At 46.9% G+C, this 15,726-nt stretch carries 10 protein-coding genes; all 10 read right to left on the bottom strand.

Annotation, left to right across the window (positions count from 1 at the left end):
* Positions 1–310: 310 nt before the first annotated feature.
* The 10 genes from CI597_RS10700 to CI597_RS10650 all read right to left on the bottom strand — a co-directional run bounded on the left by CI597_RS10700 (position 311) and on the right by CI597_RS10650 (position 15,587).
* The gene (locus tag CI597_RS10700) at positions 311–1,498 is read right to left on the bottom strand and encodes a MerR family transcriptional regulator (protein WP_024729136.1); all 1,188 of its coding nucleotides are present in this window, start codon (positions 1,496–1,498) and stop codon (positions 311–313) included.
* Positions 1,499–1,979: 481 nt separating this feature from the next.
* A complete protein-coding gene (locus tag CI597_RS10690) occupies positions 1,980–2,594 on the bottom strand; it encodes a hypothetical protein (RefSeq protein WP_024729135.1) in 615 nt (204 codons plus the stop codon).
* A gap of 19 nt (positions 2,595–2,613) precedes the next feature.
* Positions 2,614–4,152: a Hint domain-containing protein gene (locus tag CI597_RS10685; RefSeq protein WP_095142944.1), complete on the bottom strand. Its 1,539-nt coding sequence runs from the start codon at positions 4,150–4,152 to the stop codon at positions 2,614–2,616.
* Between the two features lie 41 nt (positions 4,153–4,193).
* Positions 4,194–5,282, bottom strand: coding sequence for a hypothetical protein (locus CI597_RS10680; protein ID WP_024729134.1), 1,089 nt, complete (start codon positions 5,280–5,282; stop codon positions 4,194–4,196).
* 10 nt (positions 5,283–5,292) lie between these two features.
* On the bottom strand, positions 5,293–6,054 hold the full coding sequence (locus CI597_RS10675; RefSeq protein WP_024729133.1) for a hypothetical protein: 762 nt from the start codon (positions 6,052–6,054) through the stop codon (positions 5,293–5,295).
* Positions 6,055–6,069: 15 nt separating this feature from the next.
* Positions 6,070–7,356, bottom strand: a complete 1,287-nt coding sequence (locus tag CI597_RS10670) for a hypothetical protein (protein WP_207727540.1) — start codon at positions 7,354–7,356, stop codon at positions 6,070–6,072.
* A 5-nt stretch (positions 7,357–7,361) separates the two neighbouring features.
* Entirely contained in the window at positions 7,362–10,763 is a 3,402-nt protein-coding gene (locus tag CI597_RS10665) for a hypothetical protein (RefSeq protein ID WP_024729131.1), read from the bottom strand.
* Positions 10,760–11,578, bottom strand: a complete 819-nt coding sequence (locus CI597_RS10660) for a hypothetical protein (protein WP_024729130.1) — start codon at positions 11,576–11,578, stop codon at positions 10,760–10,762. Before CI597_RS10660 ends, CI597_RS10665 begins: the two co-directional genes overlap by 4 nt.
* Entirely contained in the window at positions 11,550–12,830 is a 1,281-nt protein-coding gene (locus CI597_RS10655; protein WP_024729129.1) for a hypothetical protein, read from the bottom strand. Before CI597_RS10655 ends, CI597_RS10660 begins: the two co-directional genes overlap by 29 nt.
* 12 nt (positions 12,831–12,842) lie before the next feature.
* Complete coding sequence (locus CI597_RS10650) at positions 12,843–15,587, bottom strand: DUF6603 domain-containing protein (protein WP_024729128.1); 2,745 nt, start codon at positions 15,585–15,587, stop codon at positions 12,843–12,845.
* Between the last annotated feature and the right edge of the window lie 139 nt (positions 15,588–15,726).

Raw genomic sequence — 15,726 nt, 5'->3', positions numbered from 1 at the left:
GTAACGTAATCGTCAAGACTTGATTTTATATTCTAAACATTTTCTTTTTTGTAAATATATTGTCTTATCTTTAATGATAACGTTTGGAATGTTCATGATTGCCGAAAGCAAATAATTTCCTTACGCATCCGTGCACAACCCGCGTAGCACCTTTATGTTATAGGAGGTTCCGCAGGAGCTTCCTATAACATAAATAAACCTACCTTTGTACTTTGCCAGTCAAGGTAGGTTTATTTCTTACCCCAGAGGCTAACCACCGATGTGGGCAGTTTGCTCCTTTCTTTATTTTCAGTATAAATCTGTTTTCTTATCATTTCGCTTTCTTCGATACAAATACACCAGACTGTTTCGTAATTTTTACTTGCCCCTGTGTATCTATTTTCTTTTTGAGAAACTCCTTAAATTCCATCTGACGGTCATTTAATATCTCATTCTGGTTTCCATGGCAGGAAAGAATATAATCCAGCAGAGGCTCTGCCTCGGTAACGATCAGGGCATCCTCGTACTCAATCTTTTTCACATCTGCAAAATACCTTTTGAGGACAGCTTCCCCTCCCTCAAGGCCAAACATGTCAAAAAGATTCACTTCCGACAAGCTGATACGCGGATCAAATTCCTGGACCAGCATAGTAACTTCTTTCATATGTTCTTTTCCATAAGCGCTGCAGTAAAAAATCCCGTCATCTTTCATTACTCTGTGTATTTCCTCCAATGCCTTTTGAAGACTGCCAACATAAAACAGCACATGATTTGCAATGACCCTGTCAAAGCTCTTGTCAGAAAACGGTATGTTCTGGCAGTCAAACCTCTGAAACGAAAAATCAGGTCCTTTCACCTGTTCAATATTCTTTTCGGCATCAGACAGCATCCCCTCCGAGATATCGGATAGCACGACTTTCAGACCGGACAGTTCTTTTGTTTTTTCATTTTTCCACATCTGCCCGTTGCCGCAGCCGACCTCAAGCACTGCGCCTGCGTCCTTGAAATCCACAAGAGAAAAAAGCCACGGAAACCACCCCTGTTTATTTACAGAAAACCTGTCGTGCAGGCTGATCCTGATATCCAGATTCGTGGAATTTTGATAATGTTCTACCAGCGTCCGCTCCATACTCGTCATATGGATCAGGCCAAGAATCTCATTCCAGTCTACCTCGCTGGTCTCTTCAATCACTTTTGTCGTCTTTCGCAGAGCTTCTTCCATCAGCTTTAAATGCTCTGCTTTTTTGTGCAGCAAATCCGCCTGCATCTGGAGAGATTTCGTAATATCTGATACGTCATCGTTAATGGTCATATTTTTGATCTCTTCCAGGGAAAATCCCAGATATTTTAAAGACAGCACTTTTTGGAGTTTTAAAAAGTCCTGATCTGTATACATCCTGTATCCGGCATCGTTGCGGAAACTCGGCTGTAAAATGCCTTTTTTATCATAATACCGAATGGTCCGGATGGTTACTTTCGCCTTTTTGGCAAATTCACCGGTAGTATAACACTTCTGCATAAGATTCCCGCCTCCCTCGCAGTTTCTATCTACCAGTATAAGTGATTCTCCTTTCTCTCACAAGCCTGTATGAAAGCAGATAAAAAGCTGAAGAGACTCCGGGGATCAAAATCTGTTCAGCTTCGATCATTATTTTATATTCAATTCCTTCTTTAGCTGACCAATCATAGTCTCATATTCTTCATCTGTGAGGAATTTTGGTTCATCGTTTCCGATGGCAAAAGCACCTCCTTCATTGACCCACTTCGATCATAAGATCCTTTCTGCCCTGATGGTTTGGATCACAATAAAAACATACTTCAACTTTTCCTGCCATAACGCACTCCTTTTGATTATTATTTGATTATATTATTGTTATATTATAATACTATTTTTATAATATTTCCACTACTTCTTCAAAATATATCTCAACACAAGACATTCCCGGAGGCTCCTGCCCCCCGGGAATGTTCTCCTGTTTATTTATAATTTTCAAACTGCTTCAGGCCTGTGCCGTCTCTTTCAAAAAGTCTTCGATCATAAACATATTCATAGTGTCTGTGACCTTTTTACGGTTTGTTTTCCACACTGAAAAATAGATTTCGTCGAGAGTGAACAGGTCCATGTTTCCAAGAAGCTTTGAAGTATCGGCTTTCAGACTGAAGGCATATTCCAGCTCTTTTTCTTTTGTTCCATCCTCCTTTTTAGCAGAACGGTAATAGAGAAACGCCTGCTGTACATAGATACGGATTGACATAGGATCAAAACCGCTGCCTGCTTTCTTAGGATCACTCATACTGCTCACTGTACTGTTCAGCTGAGTCTCCATATCCGCAACTTCTTTGTCTCCTTCTTTGGCTCCCATTAGTTGCTTGACTTCCTCCACCATCTCCTGTATGGTCATTCCCTCCTGTCCGGCAGAATCCGTCGGTGCCAGCAGGAGCATCATGACGTCCCCGTCCTTTTCGAGCGCAGCCACAAAATGATTTTTCAGCAGCGTAAATTTCACTCCCGCATTGATGCGTACAGGGATCGCGACATCTGTTCCCGTCCCTCCTTCCAGAACTATTTCCGGTTCCTTTGGCACTACTTCGCTTGGTTCTTTTGGATCTGGCATAATGTTTCTCCTTTCTCTTTTATGAAAAATTTTTAAACTTCTCTAAATCATTCAGGATATCCTGCGGCAGCTTCGGTTCCGGCTTCTCCATACTGTTTTGCTTTCCAAAGTCTCCCACATAAAAACCATTGGCAAAAAATCCTTCTCCCTGTTCCAGTTCCAGAGAATACACCCGGTCATAATAAGGCTCATCATAAACCTCATCCACCGGACTGTACAGTTCTCCATCCATGCAGATCTGATCTGACGCAGTGACCTCTCTTGCCTGTTTCCATCCTTCCTTTGTCATGACCGGATGGTCCATTGTCATCATGATGGTTTTTCCTCCGGCCTTTATATATTTCAGGATTTCTTCATTTCCCGTATAAATATTGATGACCTTTTCATAGGTTCCCTTGGCGGAAGCCACGTAATTCCCAATCTTTACATCACACACCGGAATACTGCCCCGACCCCTTGTTTTGATCACAGCTCCTTTTTCAAGGCATCCCCAGAGCAGATGCATACAGGGGATCTCCACAAGATTGCCTCCCTCATATTTTTTTGGGACCAGCTGACTGTCCATCTGCAGAGAATATCGAAGCCCATCTGTACACGAGAACTCTATATACATGGATAAATAAAAGTCATCTTCCCCTGCCACGCCGCCCTGGCTGATAAAGCTGTTCCACGCCTGAGGCAGAACTAACAGGTATCCCTTTGTAAATCTCTGTGATATCAAAGGATAAAACGGCGGCATATTGCTCCACTGAGATGCAGGGATTAATTTAATCTGCTGAAAGTTTTGAAACTGCACCGTGGAATGTCTGGTGCTATAAATATAAATATCTCCCTGCACCCTGGGATTTTGAGCCGCCTGCTTTCCTGCGTCCATCTCAAACTGAATGGCAATCGGCAGATAAACACAAAAATTATTGTTCCGTCTCTCGGGATTCGCATAAAAGTAGTCCGATGTACCCATGGCATCTGTGCGGAAATAAACAATGTTGATCTTGGACCTTCCGGCTTTGGACACCGGATGAAGAATCTGGCCCTTTCCGATAATATCCAGGCCCGCACCGATGACCGCGGTTCCCCTCAGATTTCCTGCCTTAACCGGCTTCCAGAGGGCGGGAACCCTTAACATATAATTGATTTCTGCCTGTATTCCGGACAGTTCCTCCCGTTCCATCCTTATCTTCTCCTCAATCATAAGGAAACTGCACTGCGTTACTGCATAAGAAAAAGTCCATGTTTTCCCCTGCTCATTCCAAATTTTCAGCCTTGCAATCAAATAATTGGGACCGCCTGATTTATGGATCTTTCCTTTTACCGTGAGTATTTTTGCCTTTGAATCATAAAACAGCCTTAATTTTTCAAATTCCTCCCATCCATCAAAATCGGCGTTCTGTGTACTTGCCCTTCCCTCTTCATTCCGGTTCCCGGCCTGCTTTTGTGCCGTTACCATGTCTTCATACAATGCCGGGTATTCCTCTTTTAATTTCTGCTCTCCTCCGAAGATACTGACGAGTATCTCTTTTTCTTTGCCCTTAAAAAGTTCCGTCTGTATTTCCCGCATAATATCCCCCTTTCTTAACTTTCAATGAATTTTGACTTTTATTATCCTCTGTAAATATACTGGCTGCTGTCCTCATAAATATTTTCAATTTTGGTCCTGACTGTACGAAATTCAAACAGATACTGATTGCCCGTATTGGAGATTACTCCGGCCCGGAGCAAAGAGTCCGCAGTAAACCCGTCTCCGCTGTCATAAAGATTCCAGAATTCTTCTGAGAGTTCTGAATAGATTTGATTCTCTGCCATTTTTTCGGGACTGTTTCCGTCATTAAATTTCCTGCTTTTCAAAAAGTTAAAAACACTTTTTTCGTTAATTTTTAAATAATCCACCAGCTTATATACCGGTGACCTGGGAAGCACACCCCACATATTTTTTTCTTCTGCATGGTTTCTGTCAAAGTCTGTAAAATGTGTATGATTTGGATGCTGCCTGACATAAAGTTTTACGGACCAGTCGAAGATTGATCCAACGTAACTGTACATAAATTTCTGCTCCGCCGTGGGATTGACAGCCCCAAGCGGATCGGCCAGTTCTTCCGACAGATCTTTCATCCATGGCATATCCCATTTTCGCCGGTCCCAAAGTGCTTTCTGTAAAAACTCGCCGGTAAGATCATCTCTTCCGATTCCAATCGTCATCTGATTGGCACATCTGATAACGGAGTGGTACTCATTCCGGAAAAAATAAAATTTTCTGCGGTCTCCGGGTTTTCCTTTTATCTTATACGTCTCCAATCTTTCTCCCTGAACCTCTGTCGAGAATTCACCGGCAATATAATGTTTCCCTGCTACTGTAAGGTCAGCGTCCGCAGGGTTTTTTGTCTGTTTCTGCATGGGCACAAATTCCCTGACAAAAAGCTTAATCGCTTCTTTTCTTTTTCTCCATCGGTCCGCTTCATGGTTTCCTGCGGGCGTGGTGGCAAGCTCCAGCTGAAAACACGTCCCGAATCCTGGAATGGTAATTCTTGTGTCTGCAGTCACATCAGCAAGCTTCTCCTCCCCTTCCCAAATAGAAGCAATGGCCTTGCTGTCCTGGTCCAACTCAGCCGGCGAACCATCTTCATTGACGAGAAACAGATATACTTCTTTTATTTCCTGTTCCGTACCGATCGTAATACTTTCGTATGCCATAGTAACCTCCTTATTTCAGTTCAAACGGATAAATATCCGCAAATTCAATTTTCCCCTTTTCTCCTGCATCACACCGGATAGAAAGCGTCACGGTGTCCCCGCCTGTCCGGGTAAAGGACGCATGTCCGGAAGCACTCTTTGCAAATGTGCTCTTGTGATCCGACGCCTCGATGATCACGTCCTTTCCGTCATTGTTCACAATCCTCCACGAGAGCTCATACCTTTGCTCATTCCCATTCTTCATCATCACATATTTAAGCCTCTGGATTTCCAGTGCGTCCGATCTTCCCGCCTTTACCGTCTTTTCTTTATATCCGGTTTCTCCGCCGGCAGCCAGAATGTCATATCTATATACGGTGTATTGGTTCTTTAAAACATAACTTCCTGAGTTCCCCTCGACTCTGCCGATTCCATGATCTAAATACCCAAAATCAGTTTTTCCCAGCTCAAAATCAAATTTGGTCTCCTCACCGGCACTGACAGGACCCGCAGGGGATACAGAAATCTCCTTTACATCTTCTCCCCCGCTGATTTTTGCTGTAATCTCTTTTTGTACACTCTCCCTGCCCTTGACTGCTCTGAGGATTACGGTCATTGTTTCATAAATATAGACTTCCAGTTCTCCGTTTCTGTCGACTTTCCAGTTGTACGGATAGATCATACAAAAATCACAGTCCGGACAATCCCACATAAGCTTCAGAAGTTCTCCTGCGGCTGCCTCGTATGTCTGCTCCGGGTCGGTCCCGTTTATTTTAAATGACTTAATTTCCATGGCATTCCCCTTTTTCTAAATTGTAATCTGATAACCTTTGTGTGCTCCGTCATCATATCTTTCCACATACATCGTCACCAAAATATTCTCTCCTGCCCTTGTTGCCTCTGTTCCCGTCAATATCTGCTGCCAGCTTCCCTCCGTTCCCAGATTCTCACCTCCCTTTATGTCGTAAAGTTCATTCCGCTCACGATCCTGATAGACAATGCGGATGGATTTTGCAGTATTTTTGCTTTTCAGCTCATAAAGTTTCCACAGGACGTCCAAAATCTGAAAGCCTTTATAAAATGTAATTGTTTTCTGAAAATGTACGATATCAATTCTCTCATCTTCTGTTCCATAGTACACTGCACTCTCCACAGACGTATTTTTCCCCTCTGCGGTCAGAACAACAGGGAGACCCGGCGTATAATCGCTGAGATTTGCCGACCCGGAAGAAAAGCTTGTGGAAATATCGTTTATTTTAATATGTTTCCCGCAGCATACGTCCCACTTGATCTTTTCTTCCTCATAGTCGGCCCAAAACTGTCTCAGGCAGAGCGGCAGTACCTGGATCAAAGTTTTTCTAGAATCCTTCTTCTCACCGTTGACTGCTTCCAGCGTATATTCAGCCGTATTTAAAACAGTGACCACCTCGCTGCTCTTTGACGGGTCGATCTCTTTCTTTACTCCTCCGGAGAAAAGAAACAGCTTTTGGGCGTTTTGGGCAAACCAGTTAAGCCTGACTTGTTCTCCGGATAAAGCACACCCCGACTCGGGATAAAAATCCTGGACCTTCACTGTGTGATCCCGTTCTTTTTTAATCTCCAACCCATATTCCTGCGGATCTTCTGCAAGAATCCCGACAGTGCACCGGATAACAGAAGCACCTTCCGCGGCAGTGGTCACCACGTTTTCCATCATCAGATCCATAATCTGTTGATCCTTCATAGACCACGCTTCGCCCGGTGTTAAAGCATAGATAAATTCTTCTTCCTCCTCAAACCTGCACGCATACCACCCGGCATTTCCACTCCGCTTTTCTTTCTTCTGACTTTTCAGTTCCATAAATTCTTCTTTTGAAACATCAACCACAGTCCAGTCATCTATCTTGAATTCTATTTGTCTGAGATTCTTTAGTTCCGCAAAATCTTTGCCTTTCGTTCCCGCCGGAAATGCATACTCGATCTGGCTGATCAGCGGTTCCTCATTCTGATCATACGTAACCTTGATCTCCAGTTTATTTTTGGCAGGAGACGCCTGACTGTCAGAGACGATCAGTTTATTTCCTCCCACAGTCTCAAACGTAAATGTTCCTTCCATCACAGTCACCCCATTTCTTTCGCACCGGCCTTAAGCAGCAGCCAGCCTTCTTTGATCTGTTTCCATTCTTCTTCCTGGTCCATGTCCATCCACGGAGGTTTGATGTCCCGTTCCTCATTTTTTATTCCCGGTTTTTCAAAGGATAAAAAGCTCCATTCTTTTTCCATAGCTTTGGGAAGAAACATCTGAAGCTGGCTTTGCGGCGTCAGGAAAGGCCCGTAATACAATGTAAGATAAATATTCTCTATAGCCCGCTCTGTCCAGGCTTCGCTGAGTTTCATCTCTTTGACCGGAAGCAGCCCTGTTGTCATACTGATATTTCCTGCCGGATGAAACAAAACAGTCAGTCTTGTGGGCAAAGCGTCTTTTGCCGTTTTCATGTTCAGCGTTGTATTCTGATCCAGATATGCCGTCCTGCTCTCTGTTCCCTTCTCGCTCCGGCACTGATGAAATACGCAAAATCCCCCGCCTTCTCCGTGCAGATAAAACCCTGCAGTCCCGTCTGTCTGGCGGACTTCGTCTCCGATGCGAAGGGGTATCTGAAGCCGGTCAAGCAGAGACTCTGCCCTTTCACTGTTATCGTAAATCATGGGCACAGGGCTGCTGCCCTTCACTTCCACCTTAATTTCAATCCCTGCCAGTGCCAGCGGCCTGCCCATGCCGGCCTGAATCTGTTCCTGAGCAGTACCGCCTCCGGATCTGCTTGTCCACATACTGTCATCGAGAGCCTTTAAAAATTCCGGCAGCGTGGACGGTTCTCTCCTGCCGGCTTCTAAGAGCCCTTCTGCAAATCCCCGGAGGCCGGGCCCCATCCCGTCTAAGATCTCCTCTTCTTTCCCTGTCTGCCCCGGCGGGTTCCTCAAAGAAATTTCAAAGATGCCGCTGCCGTCCATCCTCATGGTATTTTGAATACTGCCGGCCATAGTGCCGTCTGGATGGTAGATGTGCAGACAGGAATCCAAAAGGTTCACCCACAGCCATCCAAAAACCGGTGATATTTCATCACCTATGCCTGTCTCCTGCATAATCCAGCGGCTTCTAAGCCTCATAGGCGCCAGGATTCTCGGCCTCAGCAAAAACCTTGGTGCAGGATTATCCTGCCCCATTCGAAGGTTCTCAGGCACGATTACGTCTCCTACATCATACTTCAGCACCCTTCCAAAGCTGTCGATCACACGGACCCGGTCAATCCTTCCGAAACCCGCCCTTATGGGATAAAAGGCCTCTGTCGGCTTTCTCTGGTTTCTCTTGGACTGATTCAAGTCCTCGTAAAGTTCTGTCCCCTGAATGGCCCGGGAAGTCAGGGCCGTGATCTCCTGGTCTAACGTCCGGTTCATCCATGGAGCCACAACCACACTTTCCTTTCTGGTGATCAGTTTGTCATGAAAACCGTCCAGGCTCTGTGACAAAATCTTCATCCCTGTCATCTTATTGCCTATATCCCTGTATTTCTCATCCGACACATATTTCTTAAACATCCCCGACAAATAGTCAGCCCCATATGGTGATAAAATACATCTGCCGGTGAAAGGCTCAAAAACTTCCTCCCCGATCGTTTCTCCTTCATAGTCAAAATCCGTCTCTTTTAGCCTCCAGTTTTCAAAGCCCGAAGCCCCCTCTTTTATTTTCGGGTCGGGATAATACTTGATACTCCACTCAAGGATCAGGGGATTCCACGCCGGAGACCATACATAGTTTCCAATAGGACTGGCCATTGTTCCTCCGCATAGGTTTTCTCTGCTATTAAGACAGTCTTCATATGCCGTGACCGCATGAGACATCAGCCTTGTATCTCTCTGTTTTTTATACCGGTGCAGAAGCTTGTCCGCCGTATAAAAAATACAGCCCCTGGCAGTCAGTGCCCCCTCCCGGACAAGCTGCTCTATGACCGGTTCTTTGATCCGCTCCGTCCCCTCTAAAAGCTGCTCACCTGAAATTTTGACCTTTTCTCCCTCCGTAACTCCCGAAATCTTTACTATGACTTCAGAAATGATATCTTTCCGGTTCCGCCCGGGGATCTTACCGTCAATTTTATACTCTTCCAGCCGCTTATAGATGCTGCTCTGGCCGGCCCCTTCCAGCAAGAACGTAAGGTCTCTCGGCCTCCAGTATCTCTCTCCCGGTGCCTCGATCAATGCTTCCCCGTCTCCAAGCAGAGCTCTGAGTTTTTTGACCGCCTCCTGCTCCAGGGCTTCCTCATGTTTCCTTTTCTTTTCCAGATCAGTGACCGCTTCCATCCTCTGTGAAATTCCACTCTTTGCCTTTTCAAGAAATTTGGGGTCCATCGCATATTTTCGCCAGAGCAGATAGATCTCCTGCCGTTCTTCTTTAATCTGTTCCTCATATTCCTCCTGATGTCTTCTGCGGCGGAAAATCTCATAAAGGATTTCCTCCCTTTCCCGAAAACACCCGGCTTCTTTTCCCTGAATTTTAAGCTCTTCCCTGGAGGGTTCGGGGAGGAACTGGTACTGTTTGATCTTCTTCTCCCCCTCCAAAGCTCCGTCAAGCTTCTCCCACTCGGACAGGGTGCCGAAAAACAAATGCTTCAGCACTTTTTCCATCTCCGGCTGCTTCAGATAATAGCTTCCGAGGGCTGCCGCGGCCTCTTCCAGTGAATTTCCCACCGCCACATTGGGCATGCTGGTGCCGCTTGGGAGCCCTGTCTCATAGCTGCCGGAGGGACCCGTCCATTTGATTCCGGTGACAATTCCATGGCACACCGTATGATCTTTGGGGTCCTCATTCTCTGTCCAGCCGCACACAATATAAGTAAGTCTTATAAAATCCTCTGTCCCTTCTTTGACCTCAAGATCAGAAAGACTGTCATAACAGCCAAGGACATTTTTACACTCCGGATAATATCCGCTGAAATGAGGCTTCCCCGTACTCACTGCCGAAAGATGGGGAAGATGTTCTCCGGGAGAAGTAATCACGCCGTCGCAGTCTCTCATTTTGCCCAGAAACCGGTACGGTTTTTTCGGATCATGATATCCGATGGACGTGTACTGTTTGTCGCTGTCGGGGAACGCTGAGAGAAGATCACTCTCAAGAATCCAGTTTTTTCTCGTCAAAACCGGTTCCTTTCCTTCGCTTTCCAAAACCGCGATCCTTGTTACAGTCCACCGGTTCGGAAAGTCCGGATAGACGATATCCCCGCCTTCCTCCTGCTGGCTTCCGTGGGTAAACTCCTCCGGAAGAATAAAATGCAGATGTACCCCGGGCTCCTCCGGGCTGTTGTTTCCCGTAAATGTTTTGCTCTCCATGTCATCTCCCGCCGGCGCTGCCAGCAGGCTCCGATAATTTTCATTGATGTTGGCCATGGAAACATTTCTCCCGCTGCCGAACACAGCAGCCTCCACATGGATTGGGAGCAGGCGCATTTCTTCAAGATCATCTGAAATTCTCATTTAAATTCCTCCCCCATTGTATACACTCCGGTCTGTGCGTTTTGTATCATCTCCAGTGCAAATTCTGCCGATGTCATATTTTGAAGTCCTGCTGCCTCCTTCAGTTTGGCCGCCGAGGCTTTCACATCGATCACTCTGTCTTCTTTGGATTTCCAGACAAGCTCCGCCTGTTTGTCACCCAGCTTTCCCTCGTTGATCTCCCGGACCGTTTTTTTCATCACCCCATCTTCGGTATGGAATCCAAAATGGAGCCCCTCCGGGGGCTGCGCAATCTCAAGCCTGCGGATCTCTCCTTTAAAAATTCCCAGAAGAAGCTGTCGCCCGAGAGTTTCAATCCGAAGCGCCTTTAAGGGCTCTCCTCCCTCCCGCTGACCATATGCCCGAAATTCCAGTCCCCGGAAATTTTCTGTCAAAACGGAATTCAGCAGAAATCCGCTGATCACTTCCGGGACATCCTCTTCTGTATCCGTGTATTCTCTTTCCTGGAGCTTCAGGCGCACCTGCTCATTTTCCCTTAAAGCCTGCCGGTAAATATCCACGATCAGCTCCGTGTCGTGGGCATAGTCGATGGATGCATTCCTTCCCACACTGCAGATCCCATCCAGCATTGCCAGCACCCAGTTGTGGTCCACCTGAAAAAAGTTCAGGCTGTCCTTTTTCAGCATATCCGGCACCGGAAACAGGTACGCCGCCGGAACATGATAAAACAGGCTTGCCTCTTTTAACAGTTCCAGCACTGATTCCGGAAATCCTTCGGAGCCCAGCCCCTCAAAATAGCCGGTACGGTCACACTTTCCCTGAATCCACCGTCCCATCGGCCTCATCCCCTTTCTCGGCTGCCAGCTGACTGGCCGCCCGGACACATGCGTTTATAAGCTGCTCCCCCACATCTTTTCCCTCTGCAGGAATCCGGTCAAAAAGCTGGCTCTGCTGAAAATTCTGTGCCGCCTCCGAGCAGTGATCCAGCCTCCATGAAACAAGCTCCCTGCACACCGTCAGATGATTCATGGAAACCATCCGTCCCAGCTGCCATGCACATGCATAACTCACATCCATCATTCCGCAGGCGGGATCATAAAAATAAAATTGATCCGAGAATATCCGGTATCTGGGTTTCATCTGTTTTTCTCCGTATGGAATCCAGGGTCCCCGATACCAGGAAACCGTTTTGCTCCCATCCCTGACATCGTGATTCACCGGACAGTACCCCCTGCTTAAAATATCCACAAGCTCCCCCTGCTTTCCTTCCGGGCTCACCGCCCTTTTCAGCACACCGGGAGAGATTCTCTTCAAAGCTGCCCGGAAATCATACGGTTGTTTTGTGACGACAAACTCCCATGCATACAGGCAGATCAGACGCACAAATCCTGCATTTTCAGGAATGGTGACCCCCTCATACTCTTTAAGGGAAACTACATAGGCTTTATGGGCAGTCTTTTTCCCCTTTTCTTCCGGCTCCTTCGGATACCTCTTCGACACCAGGCAGGAAAATGTCCCGTCCCTGACCAGAGGATCTGTTACCTTGTCATCAAGCTTCACCTGTCTTACATGAGTGAGGAGTTTTCGCTCTTCCGAGTCTGTGAACAGCCGACGGTATAATTTCAGGGGAATATCCACAAACTCACATGTTTCATCCCCGGTTTCGGCATCGCTGTTCTGCGCCCGGAGGTGTTCGGATACAAAAACACCCGGTTCTTTCGGACAGCAAATGTCTGCCACTTTCATCGTGCGCTTTTGCACTCCCTCATCCTCCGTACAGAGGAATACAGCCAGCCCCGGGCTTCCGTCCCGGCACCCGAACTCCCACGGCAGAGTCCCCCGGTTAAACACAATATGGGGAAGACAGTTTGAAAACTCTCCTTCACTCCCTGCCGCCGGATAAACAGAATACACCTCGCCGGGGTCCATCGAAAATCTTTTTGCCGCGGCGACCAGGTGAATTGTCTCTTTGCTCTGTTTTTCCGTGCCGTCTTCTCTGATCCCGGTATTCAATTCTATTTCCAGCTCATAAAGCCCGCTCTTTATCTCAGGCAGATCTTCGTCTGCAAACCTCATGCTCACTTCCATAGCCGGACCTCCTTATTTTTTATCTCCCCGGTATCCCATACTCCTCATCTCCGCCGGTGCAGAGAGGAGCTGCTTTAAATGTGCTGCAAAATGCTCCATATGGATCTCGTCTTCCGTCCTCACTCCAAACTCATTCAGTTCCGAGAGCCATTCTCTTCTCTTATCATTTTCCGCAATGGAATCCTCCATCTCTTCTCCCGTAAAATCCTTTCCCTCTATGTTTTTTGTCTTCTCCCACATAAAATGCTCCGGACAGTGGTACTCCTCATTTTTTAAGAGCTGTGCCAGCCGGTACCATCCCGGACTTCCTCCTTTATCCGGCGGTATGAAGTGTCCGGTCTTTTCGCCGCCCCAGATGGAAAGTCCCATGCATGCGTCCTTTATCATGTCCTGGTTCATATCCGGTCTCCGGTCATTCCACAATGCCCTGGGGACATTTTTATAGATGGGCCGGTAATTCACCCCTGTCTCCGACATCTTTCCATCCGCATCGTATCCGTAAAGACGAACATCCAGCGCAGCATGAAGTCCCGTAAGCCCCATGGGGTATATCCCATACCCCGGGTTCTTAAGTCTTTCACCCTTTTTGTTCACCTGTGCAGACACAACCGGCAGGGCACTCTCAATTTCCATTTGAAACTGTCTCGCACTTATGTAATGGTATTTGGTCCCTTCTTTCTCCCTTTCTCCAAGATAACCTCCCTGCGGATTCATTCTTGCCAGTTTCAGCGGCTCCTGGCTCTTTTCACTGATGTCGGACGAGGACACTTCTCCTCTTACGCCGCCGCCAAAATCCGGCAGAAATTCTGTGTAAAACTGTTTCCAGTTAAGCCTTGGCGGCTGATTCTGGCTTCCCGAATTGAACTTTATAGTAAAAGAGATGATAAACCATTTTATATGTGCGGTTCCGGAAAATTCAGGCCCCCACAAGTGCAGGTCCGCGCCCAGTTCGATCCTGAAAGTCTTATGAATGAAGCAGAGGTCCAGACGGTAGGACGCGCCGACACTCACTCCTATGTTAATATCGTAGTGAAACGGCTTCCACCGGATCAGAAAGTCCGCATAAGCATGACACCAGGCCGCAAGCTTTCCTGTATGATAATTAAGTTCCAGTTTGCCCCCTGCCATCAGACAGTTTGGCGTCAGCGCAAAATAAGCTTCTCCGATCAGTTCCAGATGATCGCTGATCTTCCAGTTCAGTCCCACCCTGTCCACCGCCGGATAATGCCTTCTCTGGAACTGAGGATGATATCCTCCTACAGAGAGCACAAAATCCCCTGCATATTCTCCTTTAAGCCAGGAATAAAAAGCAAATCCTCCGGTGAGTCCGGCATCCCTGCAAAACAGGTAAGAGTCATTTGACATTGCCCCCTCGATCAGCAGAATTCCGTCATCCGGTGAGAAGACCGCTCTCAGATTAAGGCATCCGTAGACAACCGGATCACTGCACTTGGGAGGAAGTGAGATCTCAGACGTCCCCAGGAGGGAAAGCTCAAATTTCGTCCCGAACTCCACGTTGACAATCACAACCGACTCTACGATGCCGAAGGATGTAAATTTGACCCCTGCCGTCAGAAAATTCATGCCCTCACACGGTTCAATATGATCACTCAGAGTATTCAGGGCCTCGGAAGCTCCTGTTCCCGGCTTTAATGTCCCGCCTGTGCCCCTTGCCGCTGCCACAAAAGGAAAATCCTTGACCCCGGACAAAGACGGTATGTTGATTTTCCGGTTCAGGCCAAAACCTGCGCATAATCCCGTAATATAAAAACAAGGCGGCCCGCCGAACGCATAATCAAGCATCAAATATACGAAAAAAGAAGGTTTGTCTGTTTTTTTCGTCAGTCCGTAAGAGCCGAGGGCTAAAAAAGTGAACTTCTCAAATGCCACTGTAACTTCACCGTTATAGAGCCGTCCGGGTTCAGCCACATACAGTCCTCCTGAGATCATCAGGGGAGGTTTTTTCACCGTCACTGCCATGCCTTTTAATCCAAACTGAAAATCAAATTTCGGTCCGGGCTTGATCCCCAGAGAAAGTTCCATGAATTCAAGAGTCAGGACCGAGATCGTAATTCCTGCATCCACACACACCTGGATTGCTCCGTCCTGAAACGCTCCTCCGATTCTTTTTACAAAACAAGGGCCGATTTTTTTGTTCAGTTCCATCCAGTGTACGCCGGATTTCTTTTCTTCTGACGGAGACGGCGGCTTTGATTTCTCAATGTCCTGCTGGGGAAGTTTGACGTCCTCATCTCCGAATTTGTACTCGTTTCCCGAAAAACTGGCTTCTATGAGACACTGTCCCCGGAATCCTCCCTCTTCCTGGTATGCGGCCTGCATATAACGGACTCTGATCAAATCCTGCTCTCCCAAGTATTTTCCCATCACGGGCAGATCGCGAAGCCTGCAGGAGATTTCAGGATATAGTCTGAGACTGTAAATCCCTTCTTTTATTTTGGCAGCAAACAGAAGTCTCCTGTTTTCGGCAGTGCTGATCTCCATTAAAATTTCCTGTCTTCCCGCCCTGTATAATACTCCTGCTCTCTTAAGCTCCATTTCCCAGTTCAAAAATTGGGGAAGACCCAGTGACAGACTGTCCATGATACCCCACAGGCTCAGCTTGTGATGATTATCATTTTCCCATCCGGCACCCAGACAAAGGCCGTGTTCACCATAGACAATGGACGCCCGAAAAGGCTCTCCTGCTATATGTACTCCTGTCTGGAGTGCTGCCTTAAGTTTCGGTTCTTCTGCCACATGATCACCTCCGTCTCAAAACAAAGTCTTTCCTGAAAAATAATAAACAAAAAGACCCCTCAGCAATGAAGGGTCTTCTTATTATTACCGTTATGTATCTATGCCTGTTAAAACTCCGATGTCATCTGTTTTCCCAAAG

It is taken from the genome of Anaerostipes hominis (ex Lee et al. 2021) (assembly GCF_002270485.1).
GTDB lineage: Bacteria > Bacillota > Clostridia > Lachnospirales > Lachnospiraceae > Anaerostipes > Anaerostipes hominis.
This window is presented reverse-complemented; position numbering and strand designations above follow the sequence as displayed.

What these genes read in the sequence shown, in the direction of transcription:
- CI597_RS10660 (WP_024729130.1), bottom strand. Translation starts at nt 11,578, where the DNA reads ATGGGACGGTGGATTCAGGGAAAGTGTGACCGTACCGGCTATTTTGAG.
- CI597_RS10665 (WP_024729131.1), bottom strand. Translation starts at nt 10,763, where the DNA reads ATGAGAATTTCAGATGATCTTGAAGAAATGCGCCTGCTCCCAATCCAT.
- CI597_RS10690 (WP_024729135.1), bottom strand. Translation starts at nt 2,594, where the DNA reads ATGCCAGATCCAAAAGAACCAAGCGAAGTAGTGCCAAAGGAACCGGAA.
- CI597_RS10655 (WP_024729129.1), bottom strand. Translation starts at nt 12,830, where the DNA reads ATGGAAGTGAGCATGAGGTTTGCAGACGAAGATCTGCCTGAGATAAAG.
- CI597_RS10680 (WP_024729134.1), bottom strand. Translation starts at nt 5,282, where the DNA reads ATGGCATACGAAAGTATTACGATCGGTACGGAACAGGAAATAAAAGAA.
- CI597_RS10700 (WP_024729136.1), bottom strand. Translation starts at nt 1,498, where the DNA reads ATGCAGAAGTGTTATACTACCGGTGAATTTGCCAAAAAGGCGAAAGTA.
- CI597_RS10685 (WP_095142944.1), bottom strand. Translation starts at nt 4,152, where the DNA reads ATGCGGGAAATACAGACGGAACTTTTTAAGGGCAAAGAAAAAGAGATA.
- CI597_RS10675 (WP_024729133.1), bottom strand. Translation starts at nt 6,054, where the DNA reads ATGGAAATTAAGTCATTTAAAATAAACGGGACCGACCCGGAGCAGACA.
- CI597_RS10670 (WP_207727540.1), bottom strand. Translation starts at nt 7,356, where the DNA reads ATGGAAGGAACATTTACGTTTGAGACTGTGGGAGGAAATAAACTGATC.